Below are 23873 nucleotides of genomic sequence, written 5' to 3' on the forward strand. Positions count from 1 at the left end.
CGCGGGTGGGGCTGGGTCAGCCCACGATCTCGCGGGTGCGGCGCACGTCGTCCGCCATCTGCGCCAGCAGGGCGTCGACGCCGTCGAAGCGCACCATCCCCCGCAGGTGTGCGACGAAGGAGACCTCCACCTCGACCCCGTAGAGGTCGAGGTCGTCCCGGTCGAGGACGTACGACTCGACCCGCCGCTCCCGCTCGCCGGCGAAGGTGGGGTTGGTGCCCACCGAGATCGCGGCGGGCAGCTCCTCGTCGGTGTCGAGGCGGCGCAGGCGGCCCGCGTACACCCCGTCGGCCGGCGCGGCGGCCAGGCCCACGGTCGGGACGTTCGCGGTCGGGTAGCCGAGCTCGCGGCCCCGCTGGTCGCCCCGCACCACCGTGCCGCGCACCGTGAACGGACGACCCAGCGCTTCGGCGGCACCGTCGACGTCGCCGGCGGCGAGGCAGTTGCGGACGTAGGTCGAGGACCACACCTGCGGGCCGCCGTCGAGCGCGATGCCCTCGGCGACGAAGTCGCGCGTCGCACCCAGCTCGCGCAGCGTCGCGACGTCGCCGGCCGCACGGTTGCCGAAGCGGAAGTTCGCTCCCACCACGACCCCCCGCACGTGCAGCGCCTCCACGAGGATGCGGTCGACGAACTCGGCCGGCGACCAGCCGGCGACGTCGCGGTCGAACGGGACCACCAGCGCCGAGTCGACCCCGATGCCGCGGAGCAGCCGCAGCCGCTCGTCGACGGTCGTCAGCGTCGGGGGCGCGTGGTCGGGACGCAGCACCGCGATCGGGTGCGGATCGAAGGTGACCACGACGACCTGGTCCACGCCGAGCTCGTCCGCGACCTCGCGCGCGCGGCGCACCACGTGCTGGTGGCCGAGGTGGACACCGTCGAAGTTGCCGATCACGGCGACGGTGCGGCCGAGGTCGTCAGGGACGTCGGTCCATGAGCGCCAGGTGGTCACCCGAGCGATAGTAGCCACGGGTCAGCAGAACACCGCGACCGCCCGGGCGCGGTCGTCCCGGGGCTCGTAGAGCGCCAAGAAGGCGCCCGTGGGATCGAAGAGGGCGGTGAGGCCCGTGAGCTCGGCGTCGATGGCCCGCCCGAACCGCACGTCACCCGCCTGCGTCTCGTCGAGGTCGAGCGAGGTGAACGCGCGCCGGGCCGCGTCGGCCAGCGGCAGCACGGCGTACCCGTCCTCCAGCTCCTCGAGGGTGCGGGCGACCGTCAGGTCGTAGGGGCCGACCGCCGTGCGCCGCAGCGCGGTCAGGTGGCCGCCCGTGCCGAGCGCCGCCCCGAGGTCGCGCGCCACGGCGCGCACGTAGGTGCCGCTCGAGCAGCGCATCACGACGTCGACGTCGAGCACGTCCGCGCCGTCGACGCCCGCCCGGACGTCCTCGACGCGCAGCTCGTGGACCGTGACGCGGCGTGCGGCGAGCGCGACGTCCTCGCCGTCGCGGACCCGCTGGTACGCCCGCTTCCCGTCGACCTTGATCGCCGACACCGCCGTGGGCACCTGGTCGATCTCCCCCACGAACGCCGTCAGCGCCTCGCGCACGGCCTCGGGGTCGAGGTGGGCGGCCGGCGCGGTCGAGGTGACCTCGCCCTCGGCGTCGTCGGTCGTCGTGGCGACCCCGAGCCGGATGGTCGCGGCGTACGCCTTCTCCGTCAGCATCAGGTGACCCAGGAGCCGCGTGGCGCGGCCGACGCCGAGCACGAGCACCCCTGTCGCCATGGGGTCCAGCGTGCCGGCGTGCCCGACCTTGCGGGTGCCCGCCAGGCGGCGCACCCGGGCGACCACGCCGTGCGACGTGATGCCGCCGGGCTTGTCGACGACGACCAGCCCGGGGACCGGCTCGCTCACGCGCGCTCGTCGTCCTCGGTCTCGTCGTCCTCGGTCTCGTCGGTCTCGTCCTCGAGGTCGTCCTCGTCGCGCGGCTTGCGGTACGGGTCGGCCTCGCCGGCGTACGTCGCGCCGCGGGCCGCCGCGACGGCCTCGTCCTGGGCGCGGGCCCGGGCGAGCACCTCGTCGAGCGCGCGGGCCGACTCCGGCAGCGCGTCCGGCACGAACTCGATCGAGGGCACGTGCCGCATGCCGAGCTGCTTGCCGAGCTCCGAGCGGATCATGCCCTTGGCCGACTCCAGCGCCGCGGCCGTGCCCGCCAGGTCGTCGGACTCGCCGAGGACGGTGTAGAAGATGGTCGCCTGCTGGGTGTCGCCCGAGACGCGGACGTCGGTGATGGTCACGAACCCGAGACGCGGGTCCTTGAGGCGGCGCTCGAGCAGCTGCGCCACGATCACCTGGATGCGGTCGGCGATGCGCCGTACGCGGGGGTTGCTCATCGAATCTCTCCTGTGTCCTGCCACCGAGCGACCGCGACGGGCCGGAGCTCGAGGCTCCGGCCCGTCGTCGGTCGCACTGGGTCGTTCAGCGGTCGATCAGCAGCTGACCAGCGGCTGGTCAGCCACGCGGGATCTCGCGGAGCTCGAACGCCTCGACGACGTCGCCCTCCTTGATGTCCTGGAAGTTCCGGAGCACGAGACCGCACTCGAAGCCCTCCCGCACCTCGGACGCGTCGTCCTTCTCCCGCTTGAGCGAGGCGAGGTCGAGGTTGTCCGCCACGACCTTGCTGTCGCGCAGCACGCGCACCTTGGCGTTGCGGCGGATGCTCCCGCTGGTGACCATGCAGCCGGCGATGTTGCCGATCTTCGAGCTGCGGAAGATCGCGCGGATCTCCGCCTGCCCGAGGACCTGCTCCTCGTACTCCGGCTTGAGCATGCCCTTGAGCGCGGCCTCGATCTCGTCGATCGCCTGGTAGATCACCGTGTAGTAGCGGATCTCCACGCCGGCCTTGTCGGCCATCTCGGTCGCCTTGCCCTGCGGGCGGACGTTGAAGCCGATGATGATCGCGTCGGACGCGGCCGCCAGGTCGACGTTGGTCTCGGTGATCGCACCGACACCGCGGTCGATGACCCGCAGGCTCACGTCGTCGCCGACGTCGATCTTCGACAGCGCGTCCTCGAGCGCCTCGACCGAACCGGACACGTCGCCCTTGAGGATGAGGTTGAGCTCCTGGTCGGCGCCCTTCTCCATGGAGGCCATGAAGTCCTCGAGGGTGCGACGCACGCGACGCTTCGCCTGCATGGCGGCCCGCTCGCGGGCCTCCCGCTTCTCGGCGATCTGGCGCGCCATCCGGTCGTCCTCGACCACGATGAAGTTCTGACCCGCTCCCGGCACCGCCGAGAGACCCAGCACCATCGCCGGACGCGACGGGTCGGCCTCGGTGACCTCGTTGCCGTGCTCGTCGAGCATGGCGCGCACGCGGCCGTACGCCGGGCCGGCGACGATCGAGTCGCCCACCCGCAGCGTTCCGCGCTGCACGAGGATCGTCGCGACCGGACCGCGACCGCGGTCCAGGTGCGCCTCGACGACCAGGCCCTGGGCGTCCTGCTCCGGGTTGGCCCGGAGGTCCAGCGACGCGTCGGCCGTGAGGACCACGGCCTCCAGCAGGTTGTCGAGGTTGAGGCCGGCCTTCGCCGAGACGTCGACGAACATCGAGTCGCCGCCGTACTCCTCGGGCACCAGGCCGTACTCCGTCAGCTGGCCCCGGACCTTCGTCGGGTCCGCCTCCGGCTTGTCGACCTTGTTCACCGCGACCACGATCGGCACACCGGCGGCCTTGGCGTGGTTGAGCGCCTCGACCGTCTGCGGCATCACGCCGTCGTCGGCCGCGACCACGAGGATCGCGATGTCGGTGGCCTGCGCACCACGGGCACGCATGGCGGTGAACGCCTCGTGACCCGGGGTGTCGATGAAGGTGATCCGGCGGTCGACGCCGTCGACCTCCGTGTGCACCTGGTAGGCACCGATGTGCTGCGTGATGCCACCGGCCTCCTTGTCGACGACGTTGGCGTTGCGCAGCGCGTCGAGGAGCTTCGTCTTTCCGTGGTCGACGTGACCCATGACGGTGACGACCGGCGGACGGACCGCGAGGTCGTCCTCGTCGCCCTCGTCGGCGCCGAACTCGAGGTCGAACGACTCGAGCAGCTCGCGGTCCTCGTCCTCCGGGGACACGACCTGCACGACGTAGTTCAACTCGTCGCCCAGCAGCTGCAGGACGTCGTCGTTCACCGACTCGGTGGCCGTGACCATCTCGCCGAGGTGGAACAGCATCTGCACCAGCTGGGCCGCGTCGACGCCGATCTTGTCGGCGAAGTCGGTCAGCGAGGCACCGCGGGCGAGCCGGATGGTCTCGCCGCCGCCCTTACGCACGCCCTTGACGCCCAGCGTCGGGGCCTGCATGGCCTCGAACTCCTGACGACGAGCGCGCTTGCTCTTGCGACCACGACGCGACGGGCCGCCGGGGCGACCGAACGCACCCTGCGTGCCTCCGCGCTGACCGGGACGACCGCCACCGGGACGACCGGCACCCGGACCGCCGCCGAAGCCACCGGGACCACGTCCCGGAGCACCGCCGCCACCGGGCCGACCGGCGCCACCGCGACCGGGCGCACCGGGACGACCGGCGCCGGGTCCACCGCGACCGGGGCCCGGACGAGCGCCGCCGGGGCCCGAGCCGAACGCGGCCGGGGACTTCGGCATCATCGCCGGGTTGGGGCGCGGCATGCCCGGACGACCGCCCTGGGCGCCACCCTCACGGGCGGCCGGGGGACGCGGCGGGCGCTGCTGGTCGCCGGCACCCGCGGCCGGGGCGTTGCCGCCCTGCGCGGGCCGACGGCCCATGCCCTGGTTGGACGCGAACGGGTTGTTGCCGGGACGCGGCGAGCCGGGACGACCCACCGGGCGCGGGCCCGGGGCCTTCGGACCCGGACGGGCACCGCCGGACTGGGCACCGCCGGAGCCGCCGGGGGCACCGCCGGAGGGACCCGGACGGGCACCACCGGACGGGCCGGGACGACCGGCGGGACGCTCGGGACGCTCCGCACGCGCGGCGGGGGCCGCGGGGCGGGCGGGACCGGGCTGGCCGGGGGCCGGCGCGGGCTTGGCGGGGGCCGGCGTCGCCGGCGCGGCCGGAGCCGGAGCCTGCGGGGTCGCCGGCGCGGCGGGCTGGGCGGCGGGAGCGGCCGGAGCCGCGGGCGCCTTCGGGCCGGGACGCGGACCGGGCGCCGCCGGACGCGGGCCCGGGGCAGCATTGCCGCCGGGACGCGGCGTGGCGGGACGCGGGGCGTCACCGGACGGGGCACCACCGGTGCCGCCGGCAGCCTTCAGGTCCGCGCCGAACTGCTTCTTGAACCGCATCTCCACGGGCGGCTCGATCGTCGAGGAGGCCGACTTGACGAACTCCCCCATCTCCTTGAGCTTGTCGAGGACGAACTTGCTCTCGACGCCGTACTGCTTGGCGAGCTCGTGAACTCGGGTCTTGGCCACGTTTCTCCTTCTGGCCTGGACCCGGTTCAGGTTGGGGGTCTCAGACCGTTGGTGGGTGTTGCAAACTCATCGCGAGTTACTCATCGAGTGCTCATGAGCTGCGTGCTCCAGCTTCTGGTCGCGGTCGCCCGGGATGGACGACCTCGTCGGTCGGTCAGGTCGTGCTGAGCGAGTCCAGGTACTCCCCCACGGCATCGGCAGGCAGCGCTCCCCCGCGCCGCAGGGCACGGTTGAAGGCCTTCCGCCGGACCGCGAGGTCGTAGCACGCGCGGTCGGGGTGCACGTGGGCGCCCCGCCCGGGTGCGGTGGCCGAGGGGTCCGGCGCCACGGTCGGACGACCGTCGGCGTCGAGCCGCACGGTCACCCGCAACAACTCGCTCTTCGTGGCCCGACGACGACACCCGACGCACGTGCGTACCGGTCGCCCTCGAGCCACTCGCCCCACTCTACTCCTGTGTCGGGGCTCCCGCCGAACCGGAGTCGCCCGGGTCGACGGGCTCGACGACGGGCTCGGTGGGCTCCTCGTCGGAGCGGATGTCGATGCGCCACCCCGTGAGCCGGGCGGCGAGGCGGGCGTTCTGCCCCTCCTTGCCGATGGCGAGGGACAGCTGGAAGTCCGGCACCACGACGCGGGCGGCCTTGGCCGTGGCGTCGACGACGGTCACGCTGGTGACCTGCGCCGGGGACAGCGCCTGGGCCACGAAGCTCGCGGGGTCGTCGCGCCAGTCGACGATGTCGATCTTCTCGCCGCCGAGCTCGGCCATCACGTTGCGCACCCGCTGCCCCATGGGCCCGATGCAGGCGCCCTTCGGGTTGACGCCCGAGACGGTGCTGCGCACGGCGATCTTCGAGCGGTGGCCGGCCTCGCGGGCGATGGCGGCGATCTCGACGGTGCCGTCGGCGATCTCGGGGACCTCGAGCGCGAACAGCCGCGTCACGAGGTGCGGGTGCGTGCGCGACAGGGTGATCTGCGGGCCGCGCAGCCCGCGGCGCACCGAGACCACCACGCACTTGATCCGCTGGCCGTGCACGTAGCGCTCGCCCGGCACGCGCTCGCCGGCCGGCAGCAGCGCCTCGAGGCGACCGAGGTCGACCATCACGTCGTCGGGGTTGCGGCCCTGCTGGATGACGCCCGAGACGATGTCGCCCTCCTTGCCGGAGAACTCGCCGAACTTCACCTCGTCCTCGGCGTCGCGCAGGCGCTGCAGCATGATCTGCTTCGCCGTCGTGGCGGCGATGCGTCCGAAGCCGGCGGGGGTGTCGTCGTACTCCCCCACCTCGGTGCCGTCCTCGGCGAGCTCGGTGGCCAGCACGCGGGCGCGGCCGGTCTTGCGGTCGAGGTCGACGCGCGCCTTCTCCTGCGCGCCCGGCGACTTCTGGTAGGCGGTGAGCAGCGCCTGCTCGATCGCCTCCACGAGCACGTCGAGCGGGATCTCCTTCTCCCGCTCGAGCATGCGCAGGATGCTCATGTCGATGTCCATCAGGCGTCCTCCTCCCCGGCGGAGCGCCGGTTGAACTCGATCTGCACCACGGCCTTGGCGACGTCCGCGTAGAGCACGCGCGTCGCCTCCTCGCCCTTCTTCTCCGGGTCGAGGAGCACGCCCTCGTCGTCGCTCGCACCGACCCGGCCCACGACCTCGCCGCCCTCGACGAGGGTGACCTTCACCAGCCGGTCGGCGTTGCGGCGCCAGTGGCGCGGCGCCGTCAGCGGCCGGTCGACGCCCCGCGAGGTGACCTCCAGCGTGTACGCCTGCTCCCCCAGCAGCGCGTCCCCCGGGGGCTCGTCCAGGACCACGGAGATGGCCTTGGTCGCCGCGGCGACCGTGTCGAGGTCGACGCCACCGTCGGTGTCGACGGCGACGCGGAGGACGCGACGGCGCCCGGCCGGCGTCAGCTCGACCGCCTCGACGTCCAGGCCCAGGTCCTCGAGCGGGCCGGTGATCGCCTCCTCCACGGCTGCGACGACGGCGTCCTGCTTGCTGACCACGCCTGCTCTCCTCCTGTGCTGTTGTCGTCCGGCCCCCGTTCGCGCGGGCCGTTCGGGCGCCTCTCGGCGCTCGTCCACCTTACCGCCGCACCGGTCCCCGGCCGAACGCGCGCACAGCGCCTCGAGGCACTAGCCTTGCCGATCGTGCCGACCCGCAGGACCGCGCTGACCGCGCCGCTCGCCGTGCTCGGCGTCGTCGGTCTCGCCGGTCTGGCCGGCTGCCGGGACGGGGCGGGCGGGAACGGGACGGACGCCCCGGCCGACGCCGTCGACGCGGACTCCGCGGTCGTGGACGAGGCCGTCCGCGCGCTCGCCACGGCGCGCGTCGCCGTGAGCACCGCCGCGGCGCCCTACCCCGAGGTGACCGCGACCGTGGGCCCGCTCCTGGCCCTGCACGACGCGCAGCTCATGATCCTCGACGCCGACGACGCCGGTATCGCGACGCCCTCCTCGCCCACGTCAGCGCCCACCTCCTCGCCGGCGACGCCCGCGGCCTCGCCCGACGAGGCGCTGGCGGCGGTCCGGGAGGTCGAGACCGACCTGACCGCGGACCTGGTGGTGCTCGCGGTCACCGCGGGCAGCGGCGCTCTCGCCCGCACGCTGGCGACGATGGCCGCCGCCGTCGACCAGCACCTGCTCGGACTGGTGGTGGCCCCGTGAGCGAGCCCCTCCAGAGCACCCTGGCCGCCGAGCACGCGGCGGTGTGGCTGTACGCGTTGCTGGGCGCGCGCACCTCGGCCTCCACGCAGCCGACGCTGCACGACACGCTGAGCGCGGCGTACGTGGCCCACCGCGGGCGCCGCGACGTCCTGGTCGGGCTGCTGCGCGACGACGGCGAGGAGCCGGTGGCGGCGGAGCCGTCCTACGTGGCGCCCGGCCCCCTCGAGGACGGCGACCAGGTGCGGGCCGCGGCGCAGGAGGCGGAGACCGCGACGGCCGCGGCGTGGGCGTACCTCGTCGCGCACACGACCGGCGAGCGCCGTCGCACCGCGATCGCCGCGCTGCGCGACGCGGCCGTGCGGCACGTGGGCTTCGGCGGCGCGCCGAGCGTCGACCCCGCCGACCCCGCCGACCCCGCTGACCCCGCTGACCCCGCCACGACCGGCTGAGCGCCGCACCCGGCCCCGGACGCGCCACGGGCCCCGACCCTGGAGGGTCGGGGCCCGTGGCGACTCGCGGCCCGATCCGCGAGATTTCCCGAGAAGCTGCGGCGTCGGACTCGGCTCCTCCGGGGAAGTCCCGAGATCTCCCCCGAGGGAGCCGAGTCCGACACCACTGTCGAAACGCTGTCAGTTCGTTCCGTCTGCAGGAGTCTGTAACCCGGGCCCCGATCTCGTAAACCGTGCGCCGGTTGCAAGTTTGTGCATTGCGAGAAGTTGAGGGCAGGCCCCTCATTCGGTGTAGGAGCACCCCGTCGATCCGGACTACATGTGGCCCTCGTCGAGGAAGCGTCGGTGCCACGACAGCGCCTCGTCGAGCAGGTGCGGCGTGTGGCGGGCGGTGGGCCGGGCGGCCTTCGCCCGGTCGACGTAGTCGCGCAGCCGGTCGCGGTAGTCGGGGTGCGCGCAGTGCGCGATCACCCGGTCGGCCCGGTCGGTCGGGGAGAGTCCACGCAGGTCGGCGAGCCCCTGCTCCGTGACGAGGACGTGCACGTCGTGCTCGGTGTGGTCGACGTGGCTCACCATGGGCACCACCGACGAGATCGCGCCCCCCTTGGCCAGCGAGGGCGAGACGAAGAAGTTGAGGTACGCGTTGCGGGCGAAGTCGCCGCTGCCCCCGATGCCGTTCATGATCGACGAGCCCATCACGTGCGTGGAGTTCACGTTGCCGTAGACGTCGGCCTCGATCATGCCGTTGATCGCGATCACGCCGAGCCGCCGCACCAGCTCGGGGTGGTTGGAGATCTCCTGGCTGCGCAGCAGGATCCTCCCCTTGTACGCACCCGGGTTGGCGAGGAAGCGCTGCACCCCGTCCGGCGAGAGCCCGAACGACGTCGCCGAGACGGCCGTCAGCTTCCCGGAGTCGAGCAGGTCGAGCAGCCCGTCCTGGATCACCTCGGTGAAGGCCGTGAGTCCCTCGAACTCGGCGTCGAGGAGCCCCTCCATCACGGCGTTCGCGACGTTGCCGACCCCGGACTGCAGGGGCAGCAGGCTCGGCGGGATCCGGCCCGCGCGCACCTCGTGGCGCAGGAAGTCGACCAGGTAGTCGGCCATCCGGCGGCTCGCGTCGTCGGGCGCCGTCAGCGGCGTGTTGCGGTCCGGGGCGTCGGTCTCGACCACCGCGACCACCTTGGCCGGGTCGACCCGCAGGTACGGGTCGCCGATGCGCTGCATCGGGTGCGTCAGCTGGATGGGGATCCGGTGCGGCGGCAGCGCGGTGCCGTAGTAGACGTCGTGGAAGCCCTCGAGGTCCCGCGGCTGCCACCGGTTCACCTCGAGGACGACCTTCTCCGCCCGCTCGAGCCACGCCTTGTTGTTCCCGACCGAGCTGCCCGGCACGAGCAGGCCGTTGGGCAGCACGGCGGCGACCTCGACGACCGCGACGTCGAGCGGCCCGAAGAAGCCGAACCAGGCCTGCTGCGCGGTGTGGGACAGGTGGGCGTCGACGTAGTCGACCTCGCCGGCGTTGATCAGCCGCCGCAGCGTCGGGTCGCCGTTGTAGGGCAGGCGCTTGTCGAGGCCGTCGACCTCCGCGAGCCGACCGTCGACCTCGGGCGCGGTGGAGGCGCCCGACCACAGGCCGATGCGGAACTCCTCGCCGCGCGAGTGCGCGAGCGCGATCCGCTCGGCCAGCGCCCCGGGCACCGCCTTGGGGTGTCCGGCCCCGGTGAAGCCGCTGATCCCGACCGACATGCCGTGCTCGACGTGCTTCGCGGCCTCGGCCGCGCTCGTCACGCGGCCGGACAGGACGGGGCAGGTGATGCGGTCCGAGTGCGTCATCGCCCGGGCCCGCCTCAGCCGCGCACGGCCGCGACGGTGCGCTCGACCACCGCGTCGACGGCGACCTCCTCGCGATCGCCGCTGCGTCGGTCCTTGATCTCGACGACCCCGTCGGCCAGGCCCTTGCCGACCACGACGATCGTCGGGACGCCGATCAGCTCGGCGTCCTTGAACTTCACCCCGGGGCTGACCTTGCCGGCCCGGTCGTCGTAGATCACGTCGAGCCCGGCCGCCGAGAGCTCCGCGCTGATCCGCTCGGCGGCCGCGAAGAGCTCCTCGCCCTTGCCCGCGGCCACGACGTGGACGTCCGCCGGAGCGACCTCCCGGGGCCAGACCAGACCGGCGTCGTCGTGGTTGTACTCCGCGATCACCGGGACGGCGCGCGAGACGCCGATGCCGTAGGAGCCCATCGTGACCGTCACGAGCTTGCCGTTCTCGTCGAGCACCTGCAGGCCCAGCGCCTCGGCGTACTTGCGGCCCAGCTGGAAGACGTGGCCCATCTCGATGCCGCGCGCGAGCTCCAGCGGCCCGGAGCCGTCGGGCGCGGGGTCGCCGGCCTTGACCTCGGCGGCCTCGATCGTCCCGTCGGGCGTGAAGTCGCGCCCGGCGACGAGGTCGATGACGTGCTGGCCGTCGACGTTCGCACCGGTCACCCAGCGGGTGCCGGTCACGACGCGGGGGTCGACGAGGTAGCGGATGCCGGTCTCGGACTCCTCCCCCAGCACGGTGCGCCCGCCGTGGGCCGGGCCGATGTAGCCCTTGACCAGCGCCGGGAACTCCTTCATCTCCTCGTCGGTCATCGGCGCCACCCCGATGGGCTCGAGCTGGCCCTCCAGGCGCTTCTGGTCGACCTCGCGGTCGCCGGGCACGCCGATGGCCAGCGGCTCGCGGGTGCCGTCCGGGTGGGTCAGCGTGACGAGGACGTTCTTCAGGGTGTCGCCCGCGGACCAGGGGCGGTCGTCGCGCGGGAACGCGGCGTTGAGGTGGTCCACGAGCGTCGCGATGGTCGGCGTCGCCGGGGTGTCCTCGGCATGGGCGGCGGGCACGTCGTCGTACGCGACCGGCTCGGGCGCCAGGGTGGTCACGGCCTCGACGTTGGCTGCGTACCCGCCGGGGCTGCGGACGTAGGTGTCCTCGCCGACGTCGAGACGCGCGAGGAACTCCTCGCTGCGCGAGCCGCCCATCGCGCCGGAGGTCGCCCGCACGATCGCGTAGTCGAACCCGAAGCGGTCGAAGATCCGGACGTACGCCGCGCGGTGGGCCTCGTAGGAGCGCTCGAGGCCCGCGTCGTCGACGTCGAAGGAGTAGGAGTCCTTCATGACGAACTCGCGGCCCCGCATGAGGCCGGCCCGCGGACGCGCCTCGTCGCGATACTTCGTCTGGATCTGGTAGAGCCAGACCGGCAGGTCCTTGTAGGAGGAGTAGAGGTCCTTCACCGTGAGGGTGAACATCTCCTCGTGCGTGGGCCCGAGCAGGTAGTCGGCGCCCTTGCGGTCCTGGACGCGGAAGATCCCGTCGCCGTACTCCGTCCACCGGTTGGTCGCCTCGTAGGGCTCCTTGGGCAGCAGCGCGGGGAACTGCAGCTCCTGCGCCCCGATCGCGTCCATCTCGTCGCGCACGATCTGCTCGACCTTGCGGTAGACCCGCAGACCCAGCGGCAGCCAGGTGTAGATGCCCGGCGCGGCGCGACGGATGTAGCCGGCCCGCACGAGGAGCCGGTGGCTCGGCACCTCGGCGTCGGCAGGGTCGTCGCGGAGGGTGCGGACGAACAGCTGGGACAGGCGCAGGATCATGCCCCGAAGGCTACTGGCGACCCCGCCCGCGCCTCGACCCGGATTCGTCGCGGGCGGCCCGCAGCGCGACGCGCACCAGCGGGACCTGCAGCGGCAGCCGGGCGACGGTGCCCCAGCGGTAGGCGGCGTTGCGGCTGCGCCGCGCCCGCCACGCCATCGTGACGTTGCCGGGGAAGACGCCGACCAGCAGCGCGGCGCTCGCGAGCCCCGCGGCGCGGCGGGTACGCGGGTGCAGCAGACCCGCCGCACAGACCAGCTCGGCGACCCCCGAACCCTTGATCAGCGCCGTGTGCGCCGGCAGCCGCGCCGGCATCAGCGGCTCGAAGGTGCGCGGACGCACGAGGTGCACGACGCCGGAGACGGCGAAGGCAGCGGCGAGGCCCTGGGTGCTGGGCGCGGGACGGGGTGCGGGGCGCGTCATGGGCCGAGCCTAGGGCCGAGGGCCAGGAGGCTCGGGCCTCCAGGGGACGTGCGTCAGAGCATCACGGTCGTGAAGCGGGCGGTCTCGACGAAGCCCACGCGCTCGTAGGCGGCGCGGGCCGAGGCGTTCCACTCGTTGACGTAGAGGGAGACCACCGGGGCGACGTCGCGCCGCACCTGCTCGACGACGGCGGCCATCCCGGCGGTGGCCAGGCCCTGGCCGCGACGGTCGGGGGCCACCCACACGCCCTGGACCTGCGCGGCGTACGGCGAGGCGCAGGCGACCTCGGCCTTGAACACGACGCGGCCCGTCTCGTCGAACCGGGCGAAGGACCAGCCCCGGGAGATCAGCTGCGTCACGCGGGCCCGGTAGAGGTCCGCTCCCCCGCCACGCTCGGGCGAGACGCCGACCTCCTCGGTGTACATCGCCACGCAGGCCGGGTAGACGGCGTCGAGGTCGGAGGGCACCGTGCGACGCACCAGCGGGTCGGGGGCGACCAGCGGGTCCGTACGGATCTCCAGGTGCGGCTGCCCGAAGCGCACCTCGCGCGGGCTGCCCCAGCGCGCGGCGACGTTCGACCAGAACGTGTCCACGGGCACCTGCGGCCCCACGATGGTGGAGACCGAGCGCACCCGGCTGGGGGCGTACGCGGCGAACGCGCGGGCCGCGGGCGCGTCGGCGCCGACGGGGACGAGGTTGGCCGCCACGTGGCAGGCCGCGGACAGCTCACCGTCGGCGTACAGGCCCCACATCTCCCCGCCCAGCCACCGCGGCTGCAGGCGGGTGGTGCGGGCGCGGTGGTCCACGAACACGTTGACCACCGGGTCCCGCGCGACCAGGGCGAGGAACTCGTCGAGGTCGGCAGGCCCGAGCACGCGGACGCCCTGCCGTGTCGTGATCACGTCGGCGAGCCTAGACCCCCGCCCGGCACGCTCAGGAGACGCTGACCTCGGCACCCGCCCCGTCGACGGGCTCCATGCCCTCGGCGATGCGCATGGCCTCCTCGATGAGGGTCTCCACGATCTGGCTCTCGGGCACCGTCTTGATGACCTCGCCCTTGACGAAGATCTGGCCCTTGCCGTTGCCGGAGGCCACCCCGAGGTCGGCCTCGCGGGCCTCGCCCGGGCCGTTGACGACGCAGCCCATCACGGCCACGCGCAGCGGCACCTCGAGGCCGTCGAGGCCCGCGGTGACCTGCTCGGCGAGGGTGTAGACGTCGACCTGCGCGCGACCGCAGCTGGGGCACGAGACGATCTCGAGGCGGCGGGGACGCAGGTTGAGCGACTCCAGGATCTGCAGGCCGACCTTGACCTCCTCGACCGGCGGGGCCGAGAGCGAGACCCGGATGGTGTCGCCGATGCCCTGGCTGAGCAGCGCGCCGAACGCGGTGGCCGACTTGATGGTGCCCTGGAACGCGGGGCCGGCCTCGGTGACGCCGAGGTGCAGCGGCCAGTCGCCCTCGGCGGCCAGCTGCTCGTAGGCCCGCACCATGACCACCGGGTCGTTGTGCTTGACCGAGATCTTGAAGTCGCGGAAGCCGTGCTCCTCGAACAGCGAGGCCTCCCACTTGGCCGACTCGACGAGCGCCTCGGGCGTGGCCTTGCCGTACTTGTCCATGATCCGCTTGTCGAGCGAGCCGGCGTTGACGCCGATCCGGATCGACGTGCCGTGGTCGGCGGCCGCCTTCGCGATCTCCTTGACCTGGTCGTCGAACTTGCGGATGTTGCCCGGGTTGACGCGCACCGCGGCGCAGCCGGCCTCGATCGCGGCGTAGACGTACTTCGGCTGGAAGTGGATGTCGGCGATCACCGGGATCTGCGACTTGCGCGCGATCGCGGGCAGCGCGTCCGCGTCGTCCTGGCTCGGGCAGGCGACCCGCACGATGTCGCAGCCCGAGGCGGTCAGCTCGGCGATCTGCTGCAGCGTCGCGTTGATGTCGGAGGTGAGCGTCGTGGTCATCGACTGCACCGAGATGGGGTGGTCGCTGCCCACCCCCACGGTGCCGACCTGGATCTGGCGGGTCTGGCGGCGCGGGGCGAGCACGGGGGGCGGTGCTGCGGGCATGCCGAGGGACACGGTGCTCATGGGGTCGATGCTACGGGCTCGGGTCGCACGCTCACGAGTACGGGCTGAGGGGCACGACGATGTCGCCGACGATCAGCACGACGCCCATCACGAGGATCGCCGAGCCCACCACGTAGGCGATCGGGAGGAGCTTGGCGACGTCCACGTACCCCGGGTCGGGTCGCCGGCGCAGCCGGGCCAGGGCGCGCCGGGCGCCCTCGTACAGCGCCCCCGCGATGTGGCCGCCGTCGAGGGGCAGCAACGGGATCAGGTTGAACATGCCGATGAAGAAGTTGAACCCGGCGATCAGCAGGAGCAGGAAGACGACCTTCTCCGTGACCGGGAAGTCCTCCAGGGCGGTGGTCTCGCCGGCGATGCGGCCGCCGCCCACGATCGAGACGGGGCTCTCCGGGTCGCGCTCCTGCAGCCCGACGATCGCCTGGGCCACGCCCCAGACCTTGACCGGCAGCTGGCCCAGTGCCTCGACGGTGCGCACCGTCATGTGGCCCATCTCGCCGAGCGTGTAGATCGGCCCGCCGGTGGCGAGGCTGGTCTCCGGGGTCACGCCGAGGAAGCCGACCTCCTCGGTCACGGCCGGGTCGGCGTCGTCGCCGGTCGCGGGCCGGGCGGTGACGAGCGTGTTCGTCGTCAGCGTCACCTCGGCGCCGTCGCGCAGCACCGTCAGCGTCGCCTCGCCGTCGGCGTTGCCGCGGATCATCCGCTGCAGCTCGCGCCAGTCCGTGATCTCCGCGCCGTTGAAGCCGACGATCTCGTCGCCCGGCTGCAGGCCGGCCGCGGCGGCCGGGGTGACCGGGTCCGCGTCGGTGCAGGCGCGCCCGCTCTCGTCGTAGGGCACCACGCACGGCGAGACGGCCGCCACGGTGGGCGACGTGCGTACGTCGTTGGGGTTGCCGTAGGTCGCGAACACCCCGGCGAAGATGAAGAACGCGATGGCCACGTTGACCATCGGCCCCCCGGCCATCACCACGACCTTCTTCCACCAGGGCAGCCGGTAGAACAGGCGGGGCGCGTCCTCGGGGCTGATCGTCTCCCACTCGGCGGCCCGGGCGTCCGAGACGAGCTGGGTGAACATGCCGGTGTTGGACTTGCGCACCCGGTGCACCGGCGTGCCGTCGGGGGCCACGCCGACCTGGTCGGCGTACTCCTCCGCGCCCGGCGGGAGCATCCCGACGATCTTGACGTACCCGCCGAGCGGGATCGCCTTGACGCCGTACTCCGTCTCGCCGACCTGCTTGCTCCACACGGTCGGACCGAAGCCGATGAAGTACTGCGTCACCTTCGCGCCGAACGCCTTCGCCGGGATCATGTGCCCGAGCTCGTGCAGCCCGATCGAGACGAGGATGGCGACGACGAAGACGACGACGCCGAGCGTGTAGAGCAGAACGGTCATGGTGCGGGGTGACGTCCTTCGTTCCCGGGCGCCACGAGGTGGGCGCTGGCCAGCGTCCGCGCCTGGGTGTCGGCGGCCAGGACGTCGTCGACGGTGAGCGGACCCTCCGAGAGTACGTCGTGCTGCGCGAGGACGGCGGCCACCGTGGGCACGATCTCGACGAACGGCAGGCGGCCGGCGAGGAACGCGTCGACGCACACCTCGTTCGCGGCGTTGTAGACCGCCGGCGCCGTGCCGCCGCGCGTGGCCGCCTCGCGGGCCAGGGCGACCGCCGGGAAGGCCTCGTCGTCCAGCGGGTGGAACTCCCAGGTCTCCGGTCGCGTCCAGTCCACGGCGGGCGCCGCGTCGGGCACCCGGTGCGGCCAGCTCAGGCCCAGCGCGATCGGGATCGTCATGGTCGGCGGGCTCGCCTGCACCAGCGTGGAGCCGTCCACGAACTCGACCATCGAGTGCACGACGCTCGTCGGGTGCACGACCACCTCGATCCGGTCGAGCCCGAGCCCGAACAGCAGGTGCGCCTCGATCACCTCGAGGCCCTTGTTGACCAGGGTGGCCGAGTTGACCGTGATGACGGGGCCCATCGACCAGGTCGGGTGGTGCAGGGCCTGCTCGGGGGTGACGTCGGCGAGCTCGGCGCGCGTACGCCCCCGGAAGGGGCCGCCGGAGGCCGTCAGGACGAGCTTGCGGACCTCCTCGGGGGTGCCGCCGCGCAGGCACTGCGCGATCGCGGAGTGCTCGGAGTCGACCGGCACGATCTGGCCGGGCGCGGCCTGCTGCGTGACCAGCGGGCCGCCGATGATGAGCGACTCCTTGTTGGCCAGCGCCAGCGTGCTGCCGCTCGCGAGGGCCGCCAGCGTGGGCCGCAGGCCGACGGCGCCCGTGATGCCGTTGAGCACGACGTCGGCGCCGAGACCGGCGGCCTCGACCGAGGCCTCCTCCCCCAGCCCCGAGTACGCGGGCGCGAGCTCGGCGACCTGGGCCTCGAACAGCTCGGGGTTCGACCCGCCCGCGGTCAGCCCGACCACGCGGTAGCGGTCGGGGTTCCGGCGCACCAGGTCGATGGCCTGGGTGCCGATCGAGCCGGTGGAGCCGAGGATGACGACGTCGCGACGAGGATGGACCACGGGCGCGATCCTCCCAGACGGGTCGCGGTGGGCGGGGTTCGGCAGACTGGACGGCGGCCCCGGGCTCCGCCTCGCGACCGGCCCGGGCCACACACCGACCCGCGAAGGAGAGACCCATGATCTTCATCACCGCCGTGTTCCCCGTGAAGCCCGAGCACGCCGACGACTGGCCCGAGATCTCGCGCGAGTTCACCGAGGCCTGCAACGCGGAGCCGGGCTGCAAGTGGTTCTTCTGGTCCCGCTCGGTGAACGACCCGAACGAGTACGTGCTGGTCGAGGCGTTCGCCGACGGGGACGCGGGGGCCGCCCACGTCGGCTCGGCGCACTTCAAGAAGGCGCAGGAGACGCTGCCGGCGTACCTGTCCGCCACGCCCCGCATCGTCAGCCAGGACGTCGACGCCGACGACTGGTCCGAGCTGGGCGAGATGCGCGTCGGGAGCTGAGCCCGGCCGAGCCCGGCGCCGGCCCGCGGGTCTCAGCCGCGCAGCGTGACGGTGCGACCGCCGATCAGCGCGCCGAGGCGGCGACCGATCTGCGTGCCCGCCTCGGGGACCTCGCCGACGAGCACGGCGCGGTCCCCGACCACGTACGCCGTGGCGGCGACCGCCGCGGCGTGGGCGTCGGCGGCCGGCACCTCGGGGTCGGGCTCGGGACGGCTCGCGGGCGCCGGGTCGGTCCGGCCCGCCCGCAGGGCCACGTCCCAGGCGACCTCGACCGTGGGGTCGGTGGGCTCGGGCCCCCGGTAGACCACCGCGGCGGGCGCGTGCACGTGACCGGGCCAGGTCGTGGCGGTCACGACCGCGTGCGGACGGTGCCGCACCGCGAGCGTCGCGGCCGACGGGTGGTGACCGCCCTCGGTGCCCTGGACCGCTGCGTGCACGCGCTCGACGAGGACCGGGACGGCCCGCAGGCGCAGGGTGGCCAGGAACGCGACCAGCTCGTCGTACTCGTCCGGCAGCGCGACCAGCACGGCGGCGCCGGGGGTGACGCCGACGGCCCGGAAGGCGCCCGCCAGGGCGGCGACCTCCTCGGTGAGCGAGGCGACGTCGACCGGAGCGCCGTCGCGCTCCACGGCCGCCTCCTCCGCCCGGCCCCGGATGACGTGCAGGTCCAGCGCGTCGTACGTCAGGTTCACCACCCGGCGCAGCGTACCGGTCCGCTGCGGCCCGGGCGGCCCAGGCGGCTCAGGCGGCGCGCGAGCCCGCGCGGACCGTGCGCTCGGCCACGACCTCGCGGTAGTGGCGTACCAGCAGCTCGTTGACCGCCTGCCACGAACGGCCGGCGACGCTGCGACGGGCGGCCAGGGCGACCCGGCGGCGCAGCGGCGCGTTCTCCTGCAGCATCCTGACGTAGGTCGCCATGGCGGCGCCGTCACCGGGCTCGTAGAGGAAGCCCGCGAGACCGTCCTCCACCACGTCGACGGGTCCGCCGGCCCGCGGCGCCACCACCGGCACTCCGGAGGCCAGGGCCTCCTGCGCCGCCTGGCAGTACGTCTCGTGGCGGCCGGTGTGCACGAAGACGTCGAGGCTGGCGTACGCCGCGGCGAGCTCCTCGCCGTGCAGGACGCCGAGGAACGCGGCGTCGGGCAGCAGCCCGCGCAGGCGCTCCTCCTCGGGACCGCCGCCGACCACCACGACGCGCACGCCGGGGAGACGGTCGACGTGGGCGAGGAGCTCGAGCTCCTTCTCGGGCGCGAGCCGGCCGACGTAGCCGACCAGCAGCTCGCCGGCGGGAGCGAGCCGTCGGCGCAGCTCCTCGTCGCGGCACGCGGGGTCGAACTGCGTGAGGTCGACCCCGCGTGGCCAGTGGCCCAGACCGGGCACCTGCATCTGCTCGAGCTGGCGCAGGCTGGCGGTCGAGGGGGCGAGCGTGCGGTCCACGCTCGTGTGGATGCGGCGCGTCAGGTACGACATCGCCCGGGTGCCGCCGGCGATGCCGTAGCGGTCGGCGAAGCCGACGAGGTCCGTCTGGTAGATCGCCACCGACGGGATGCCCAGGTCCTCGGCGGCCTGCGCGGCCTGGTAGCCCAGGGTCGCGGGCGAGGCGATGTGCACGACGTCGGGGCGGAAGCGCTGCATCACGGCCCGCAGCCGGCGCTGGGTCTCCAGGCCGATCCGGAAGTCCTTATAGAACGGCAGGTGGGCACCACGGCAGACGGTGACGGGGAACCCGGCGTAGGTCGCCGGACCCGTCGGGGCGACGAGCTCCGCCTCGTGGCCCTGCGCCGCCAGGTGCTCGAGGACCCGGCGCACGGAGTTCGTGACCCCGTTGACCTGCGGCAGGAACGACTCGCTCACGACGAGGACGCGGAGCCGCCCGTCGGTGCGGCGCGGGAGGTGGGTGACGGTGGCGGTCGGGCGGGTGGGGCGGGAGCGGTGCAGCCGCATGCGGCGGTCCCTTCGCGTCGGCGCACAGTCGTCGTCGCTGTGCCGGTCACTGACGCGTCGGACGCTAGGGAGCCGCCCGAACCACCGGGGGCTCGGTCGGTGGACGTCAGTTGAACCGGCCGGGAACCTCAGCGCGGCGAGGGCGTACGCCCGTCACGCCGCGTTCACCCGCCGTCCCTCACTCCGCTGCCGCGAGCTGACCGCAGGCGCCGTCGATCTCGCGCCCACGGGTGTCGCGCACCGTGGTGGGGATGCCCTTGGCCTCGAGCCGACGCACGAACTCGCGCTCGTCCGCCGGGTCCGACGCCGTCCACTTCGACCCCGGCGTGGGGTTGAGCGGGATGAGGTTGACGTGCACCCAGCCCCAGTCGCCGTGCGCGCGCAGGACGTCCGCGAGGAGGTCGGCGCGCCAGGCCTGGTCGTTGATGCCGCGCATCATCGCGTACTCGATCGAGACGCGGCGCTTCGTCGTCGCCGCGTACTGCCACGCCGCCTCGACGGTCTCGTCGACCGACGACCGCGTGTTGATCGGCACGAGCTCGTTGCGCAGCTCGTCGTCGGGGGCGTGCAGGCTCAGCGCCAGCGTGACCGGGATGCCCTCCTCGGTCAGCTGACGGATCCGCGGCACCAGACCGACGGTCGAGACCGTCACTCCACGCGCGGACAGGCCCAGGCCCGCGGGGCTCGGGTCGGTCAGCCGGCGCACGGCGCCGATGACGGCCTTGTAGTTGGCCAGCGGCTCGCCCATGCCCATGAACACGACGTTCGAGAGCCGACCCGGCCCGCCCGGGACCTCGCCCGACGCCATCGCCCGCGCGCCGTCGACGACCTGGTCGACGATCTCGGCGGTGCTCATGTTGCGCTGCAGGCCGTTCTGGCCGGTGGCGCAGAACGGGCACGCCATGCCGCAGCCCGCCTGGCTGGAGACGCAGATGGTCGCGCGGTCGGGGTAGCGCATCAGCACCGACTCGACGAGCGAGCCGTCGAAGAGCCGCCAGAGCGTCTTGCGCGTCGTGCCGCGGTCGGCCTCGAGCGTGCGCACCGGCGTCAGCAGCGTCGGGAGCAGCGTGGCGACCAGCTCGTCGCGCTGACCGGCCGGCAGGTCGGTCATCGACTCGGCGTCGCGCACGAGCCGGCCGAAGTAGTGGTGCGAGAGCTGCTTGGCCCGGAAGCCGGGCAGGCCCGAGTCCTCCAGCAGCTTCTTGCGGCCCGCCTCGTCGAGGTCGGCGAGGTGCGCCGGCGGCTTCGCGCGTCCGCGCGGCGGGGTCATCACCAGCGGCAGCGAGCGGGTGCCCTCGGGCGCGCTCACCGGCGCCTCGGCGGGCCGCTGCTCGGCGGCGGGCTGGTCGGCGGGCTGCTCAGCGGCAGGGGTCGGGGAGCTCTGGGCGTCGGACATAGCCCGACGATCATCGCACCGAACCGGTCAGGCGCCCGACTCGAGGAGGAACCAGAGCACCGCGACGGCCGTCACGGAGACCACCACGCCGGTCAGGGCGAGGCCGAGCAGCATGTACGCCCCGAAGCGCCGGGTCCGCGGCAGCGCCACGAGCACGGCCGGCACGGCGAGCAGCACGAGGACGAACGGAGCGAGCTGCGAGACCTGGTCCTCGGCCAGCCAGCGGGCGGCCGCGAAGTAGAGGACCGGGGCGAACAGCATGCAGACGAGGCCGAAGTAGAAGCCCGCCAGCGCCTCGCGCGTGGACGGCTCGGACGGGAGGTCCCGGTCGTCGGGCTCGAGGTCCCGGTCGTCGGGCTCGGGCTCGGCGCGGTCGACGACCGGGGGCTCGGGCTGCGGAGCGGGCTCCGGCTCGGGGGCCGGGTCCGGATCCGTGCGCTCGACCGGCTGCACCGGCTCGGGCTGCACCGGCTCGGGCTGCACCGGCTCGGGCCGCACCGGCTCGGGCTGCGGGGAGGAGGGCTGCCGCGGCTCCCTCACGTCGGTGGCGACGACGGCCGAGGCGACCCCGACCGCGACCCCCACCGAGGCCGGGCGTCCGCGGCGGGCGCGCGTCGCGGCGTACGCCGTCACCGCCCCTGCGGTCGCCACCGCGACCCATCGTGCTCGCATGGGCTCAGAACACCAGATAGTGGAGCAGGAGCCAGGTAGGCGCGACGGTGGCGAGCAGCGAGTCGAGCCGGTCGAGCAGACCGCCGTGGCCGGGGATGACCTGGCTCATGTCCTTGACGCCGAGGTCGCGCTTGATCACCGACTCGACCAGGTCGCCGAGGGTCGCCATGACGACCGCGATGAGACCGAGGATCACGCCGACCCACCAGTCGCCGTCGAGGAGGTAGATGACGAGGAGCGACCCGGCCACGACGCAGGACACCGCGGAGCCCGCGAAGCCCTCCCACGACTTCTTCGGCGAGATCACCGGCGCCATGGGGTGCCGGCCGAAGAGGACGCCCGCGGCGTAGCCCCCGATGTCCGAGGCGATCGTGACCAGCACGAAGACGAGGACCGCGCGTACGCCGTCGTCGAACGCCTCGAAGTCCGTCGACCCGCCCTCGGCGAGCAGCAGGCCGACGAACGAGCCGAGGAACGGCAGGTAGATCAGCACGAACACGGCCGCCGTGGCGTTGCGCACGTAGCCCTCGACACCGCGGTGCAACAGCCACAGCATCAGCGCCAGCGCCGTGACGGCGGTGGCGGTGATCAGCGCGGGCGCACCGAAGAAGTACGCCACGACCACCATGACGATGCCGCCCAGCATGAGCGGCTGCTCGGGCAGGTCGATGTCCTTGGCGAGGAACCCCTGGCGGAGCTCCCAGACCGCGACGACGATCGCGATCGCCACGATGAGCAGGAAGGCGGTCTTGTAGAACGCCAACGAGGCCGCGACGGCGCCCAGCAGCACGACCGCGGAGGCGACGGCAGCAGGCAGGTTGCGGCCGGCGCGCCCGTGGTCCTTGGCCGGAGGCGGGGCGGGAGGGGTGGAGCTGGTCACGAGGTCCTCGCCGCTCAGACCTCGAGCAGCTCGGACTCCTTCGACTTGAGCAGGTCGTCGATGGCGTCCACGTGCTTCTTGGTCAGGCCGTCGAGACGCTTCTCGGCGCCGGTGACGTCGTCCTGGCCGACCTCGCCGTCCTTCTCGAGCTTCTCGAGGTTCTGCTTGGCCGAGCGACGCAGGTTGCGCACGGCGACGCGGCCCTCCTCGGCCTTCGTGCGGGCGACCTTGATGAACTCCTTGCGGCGCTCCTCGGTCAGCTCCGGGAAGACGCAGCGCAGCACCTTGCCGTCGTTCGACGGGTTGACGCCCAGGTCGGAGTCGCGGATCGCCTTCTCGATGGCGTTCATCGCGCCGACGTCGTAGGGCGAGATGAGGATGATGCGGGCCTCGGGGGCGGTGAACGACGCCAGCTGCTGCAGCGGCGTCGGCGAGCCGTAGTAGTCCACGAGGATCTTGTTGAACATGCTCGGGTGCGCACGACCGGCTCGGATCGCGGCGAACTCCTCGCGGGTCGCCTCGACCGACTTGTCCATCTTGCCGTCGGCCTCGTTGAGGACGTCGTTGATCACTGCTGGCTCCTGTCGGATTCTGTTAGTCGGCGGCGCTGACGAGCGTCCCGATCCTCTCACCCTGCACGACCCGCAGGATGTTGCCCTCCGGCTGCATGCCGAACACCACCATCGGCAGGCGGTTCTCGCCGCACAGCGCGAAGGCGGTCTGGTCCATGATCCGCAGACCGCGGCTGATCGCCTCGTCGTAGGTGACGGAGTCGAGCTTGACCGCGTCGGGGTCGATGCGCGGGTCGGCGCTGTAGACGCCGTCCACGCCGTTCTTGGCGACGAGGACCACGTCGCAGCGGTTCTCCAGGGCGCGCTGGACGGCGACGGTGTCGGTGGAGAAGAACGGCATGCCCATGCCGGCACCGAAGATGACGACGCGACCCTTCTCCATGTGTCGGATGGCGCGGCGCGGGATGTACGGCTCCGCGACCTGGCCCATCGTGATGGCCGTCTGCACCCGCGTGTCGACGCCGAGCTTCTCCAGGAAGTCCTGGAGCGCCAGGCAGTTCATCACGATGCCGAGCATGCCCATGTAGTCGGCGCGCGAGCGGTCCATGCCGCGCTGCTGCAGCTCGGCGCCCCGGAAGAAGTTGCCGCCACCGGTCACCACGGCGACCTGGACGCCGGCGTCCACGACCGCGGCGATCTCGCCGGCGATCTTCTGCACGACGTCGGGGTCGACGCCGACACTGCCTCCGCCGAAGACCTCGCCGGAGAGCTTGAGCAGGACGCGACGGTAGCCGGTCACGGAGTTCCTTTCGTACGGCGAGCGCGGGGCGGGTGCTGCGGGTGCTGCGGGTGCTGGTCCTGCGGGGCCTCCGGCACGGCGAAGGCCGGCCCGACCTTCCGACGTGGAGCG

Annotated in this window: 24 protein-coding genes; 3 read left to right on the plus strand and 21 right to left on the minus strand. The window is 73.2% G+C overall.

What is annotated here, in order from left to right:
- Positions 1–16 precede the first annotated feature (16 nt).
- The 7 genes from RDV89_RS12230 to rimP form a co-directional block, all read right to left on the minus strand.
- Complete coding sequence (locus tag RDV89_RS12230; protein WP_315733331.1) at positions 17–952, minus strand: bifunctional riboflavin kinase/FAD synthetase; 936 nt, start codon at positions 950–952, stop codon at positions 17–19.
- A 21-nt stretch (positions 953–973) separates the two neighbouring features.
- On the minus strand, positions 974–1852 hold the full coding sequence (gene truB, locus RDV89_RS12235; protein WP_315733332.1) for a tRNA pseudouridine(55) synthase TruB: 879 nt from the start codon (positions 1850–1852) through the stop codon (positions 974–976).
- Positions 1849–2331: a 30S ribosome-binding factor RbfA gene (gene rbfA, locus RDV89_RS12240; protein WP_315733333.1), complete on the minus strand. Its 483-nt coding sequence runs from the start codon at positions 2329–2331 to the stop codon at positions 1849–1851. Before rbfA ends, truB begins: the two co-directional genes overlap by 4 nt.
- Before the next feature lie 118 nt (positions 2332–2449).
- The gene (gene infB, locus RDV89_RS12245; RefSeq protein WP_315733334.1) at positions 2450–5377 is read right to left on the minus strand and encodes a translation initiation factor IF-2; all 2928 of its coding nucleotides are present in this window, start codon (positions 5375–5377) and stop codon (positions 2450–2452) included.
- 154 nt (positions 5378–5531) lie between these two features.
- Positions 5532–5822, minus strand: a complete 291-nt coding sequence (locus RDV89_RS12250; RefSeq protein ID WP_315733335.1) for a YlxR family protein — start codon at positions 5820–5822, stop codon at positions 5532–5534.
- Position 5823: 1 nt separating this feature from the next.
- Positions 5824–6858: a transcription termination factor NusA gene (gene nusA / locus RDV89_RS12255; protein WP_315733336.1), complete on the minus strand. Its 1035-nt coding sequence runs from the start codon at positions 6856–6858 to the stop codon at positions 5824–5826.
- The gene (rimP, locus tag RDV89_RS12260; protein WP_315733337.1) at positions 6858–7364 is read right to left on the minus strand and encodes a ribosome maturation factor RimP; all 507 of its coding nucleotides are present in this window, start codon (positions 7362–7364) and stop codon (positions 6858–6860) included. The genes nusA and rimP overlap by 1 nt, the downstream gene beginning before the upstream one ends.
- A gap of 144 nt (positions 7365–7508) precedes the next feature.
- Here rimP and RDV89_RS12265 point away from each other — a divergent pair, with 144 nt between their 5' ends.
- Both RDV89_RS12265 and RDV89_RS12270 read left to right on the plus strand, forming a co-directional pair.
- A complete protein-coding gene (locus RDV89_RS12265; protein ID WP_315733338.1) occupies positions 7509–8024 on the plus strand; it encodes a hypothetical protein in 516 nt (171 codons plus the stop codon).
- Positions 8021–8473, plus strand: a complete 453-nt coding sequence (locus RDV89_RS12270) for a DUF4439 domain-containing protein (protein WP_315733339.1) — start codon at positions 8021–8023, stop codon at positions 8471–8473. The genes RDV89_RS12265 and RDV89_RS12270 overlap by 4 nt, the downstream gene beginning before the upstream one ends.
- 315 nt (positions 8474–8788) lie before the next feature.
- On the opposite strand, the gene scpC is transcribed toward RDV89_RS12270, so the two are convergent.
- The 7 genes from scpC to RDV89_RS12305 are packed head-to-tail and all read right to left on the minus strand — an operon-like array spanning position 8789 to position 17116.
- On the minus strand, positions 8789–10303 hold the full coding sequence (gene scpC / locus RDV89_RS12275) for a succinyl-CoA:acetate CoA-transferase ScpC (protein ID WP_315733340.1): 1515 nt from the start codon (positions 10301–10303) through the stop codon (positions 8789–8791).
- A 14-nt stretch (positions 10304–10317) separates the two neighbouring features.
- Entirely contained in the window at positions 10318–12096 is a 1779-nt protein-coding gene (locus RDV89_RS12280) for a proline--tRNA ligase (protein WP_315733341.1), read from the minus strand.
- 10 nt (positions 12097–12106) lie between these two features.
- Positions 12107–12517 (minus strand): DoxX family protein, encoded by a 411-nt coding sequence (locus tag RDV89_RS12285; RefSeq protein WP_315733342.1) that lies wholly within the window; start codon positions 12515–12517, stop codon positions 12107–12109.
- 53 nt (positions 12518–12570) lie between these two features.
- Positions 12571–13419: a GNAT family N-acetyltransferase gene (locus tag RDV89_RS12290; RefSeq protein WP_315733343.1), complete on the minus strand. Its 849-nt coding sequence runs from the start codon at positions 13417–13419 to the stop codon at positions 12571–12573.
- Between the two features lie 31 nt (positions 13420–13450).
- The gene (gene ispG, locus RDV89_RS12295; protein ID WP_315733344.1) at positions 13451–14602 is read right to left on the minus strand and encodes a flavodoxin-dependent (E)-4-hydroxy-3-methylbut-2-enyl-diphosphate synthase; all 1152 of its coding nucleotides are present in this window, start codon (positions 14600–14602) and stop codon (positions 13451–13453) included.
- 31 nt (positions 14603–14633) lie between these two features.
- A complete protein-coding gene (locus RDV89_RS12300) occupies positions 14634–15992 on the minus strand; it encodes a M50 family metallopeptidase (RefSeq protein ID WP_315733345.1) in 1359 nt (452 codons plus the stop codon).
- Positions 15989–17116, minus strand: a complete 1128-nt coding sequence (locus RDV89_RS12305) for a 1-deoxy-D-xylulose-5-phosphate reductoisomerase (RefSeq protein ID WP_315733346.1) — start codon at positions 17114–17116, stop codon at positions 15989–15991. The genes RDV89_RS12300 and RDV89_RS12305 overlap by 4 nt, the downstream gene beginning before the upstream one ends.
- A 116-nt stretch (positions 17117–17232) precedes the next feature.
- Here RDV89_RS12305 and RDV89_RS12310 point away from each other — a divergent pair, with 116 nt between their 5' ends.
- On the plus strand, positions 17233–17559 hold the full coding sequence (locus RDV89_RS12310; RefSeq protein WP_315733347.1) for a putative quinol monooxygenase: 327 nt from the start codon (positions 17233–17235) through the stop codon (positions 17557–17559).
- Positions 17560–17591: 32 nt separating this feature from the next.
- Here the strand turns inward: RDV89_RS12310 and RDV89_RS12315 are convergent, their stop codons facing one another.
- From RDV89_RS12315 to pyrH, 7 genes are all read right to left on the minus strand, one after another.
- Positions 17592–18254 carry an acyl-CoA synthetase family protein gene (locus RDV89_RS12315; protein WP_315733348.1) on the minus strand — a complete coding sequence of 221 codons (663 nt, stop codon included), beginning with the start codon at positions 18252–18254 and terminating at the stop codon, positions 17592–17594.
- Between the two features lie 46 nt (positions 18255–18300).
- Complete coding sequence (locus RDV89_RS12320) at positions 18301–19503, minus strand: glycosyltransferase family 4 protein (RefSeq protein WP_315733349.1); 1203 nt, start codon at positions 19501–19503, stop codon at positions 18301–18303.
- A gap of 178 nt (positions 19504–19681) precedes the next feature.
- Positions 19682–20773, minus strand: coding sequence for a dual-specificity RNA methyltransferase RlmN (rlmN, locus tag RDV89_RS12325; protein WP_315733631.1), 1092 nt, complete (start codon positions 20771–20773; stop codon positions 19682–19684).
- A gap of 153 nt (positions 20774–20926) precedes the next feature.
- Positions 20927–21550 (minus strand): hypothetical protein, encoded by a 624-nt coding sequence (locus RDV89_RS12330; protein ID WP_315733350.1) that lies wholly within the window; start codon positions 21548–21550, stop codon positions 20927–20929.
- A gap of 25 nt (positions 21551–21575) precedes the next feature.
- Positions 21576–22451 carry a phosphatidate cytidylyltransferase gene (locus RDV89_RS12335; RefSeq protein ID WP_315733351.1) on the minus strand — a complete coding sequence of 292 codons (876 nt, stop codon included), beginning with the start codon at positions 22449–22451 and terminating at the stop codon, positions 21576–21578.
- 14 nt (positions 22452–22465) lie between these two features.
- Positions 22466–23020, minus strand: a complete 555-nt coding sequence (gene frr, locus RDV89_RS12340) for a ribosome recycling factor (protein ID WP_315733632.1) — start codon at positions 23018–23020, stop codon at positions 22466–22468.
- 25 nt (positions 23021–23045) lie between these two features.
- A complete protein-coding gene (gene pyrH, locus RDV89_RS12345; RefSeq protein WP_315733352.1) occupies positions 23046–23762 on the minus strand; it encodes a UMP kinase in 717 nt (238 codons plus the stop codon).
- Positions 23763–23873 lie beyond the last annotated feature (111 nt).

This window comes from Nocardioides imazamoxiresistens (genome assembly GCF_032378595.1).
In the GTDB taxonomy this organism is placed as follows: Bacteria; Actinomycetota; Actinomycetes; order Propionibacteriales; family Nocardioidaceae; genus Nocardioides; species Nocardioides imazamoxiresistens.